Raw genomic sequence first — 408 nt, 5'->3', positions numbered from 1 at the left:
GCGGTGGCGGCGGCGATGACCGCCGGCGGCATCGACAGCGCCGCGCTGCCGGCGATCGCGACGCAGCTGGCCGGGCTCGATCCGGTCGGCTGCCTGCGCGCGTATCCGGGGCCGGTGTGGCTCGCCGCCGGCAGCCGGGACCCGCTCGGCCGGGACCTCGACGCGCTGCGGGCGGTGTGCCGGCGGGGCACGGTGGTGCGCTGGCCGGGCCGCGGACACCTCGACTGCCTGACCGACCCCGACCGGATCGCCGCGCTGGTCGCAACCGTGGCCGCAACCGCAACCGCAGCCGCCGCAACCGCAACCGCAACCGCAGCAGAGACCTCAACCGCGGCCAAGACCAACACCGAGATCGCAGGCTTATCCGGTGCCGCGGCCGAGACCGCAGACGCGGCCGAGACCGCAGAC

General features: G+C 76.5%; 1 protein-coding gene. It reads left to right on the top strand.

The window, feature by feature from the left end:
- Window positions 1-15: 15 nt before the first annotated feature.
- On the top strand, window positions 16-408 hold a 393-nt coding region (locus NUM_RS33515), incomplete at its 3' end, for an alpha/beta fold hydrolase (RefSeq protein WP_207128949.1).

The sequence above is a fragment of the Actinocatenispora comari genome (assembly GCF_017312725.1).
GTDB lineage: Bacteria > Actinomycetota > Actinomycetes > Mycobacteriales > Micromonosporaceae > Actinocatenispora > Actinocatenispora comari.
Note: the sequence above shows the minus strand (reverse complement) of the source record. Positions and strands in the feature narration are given on the sequence as shown.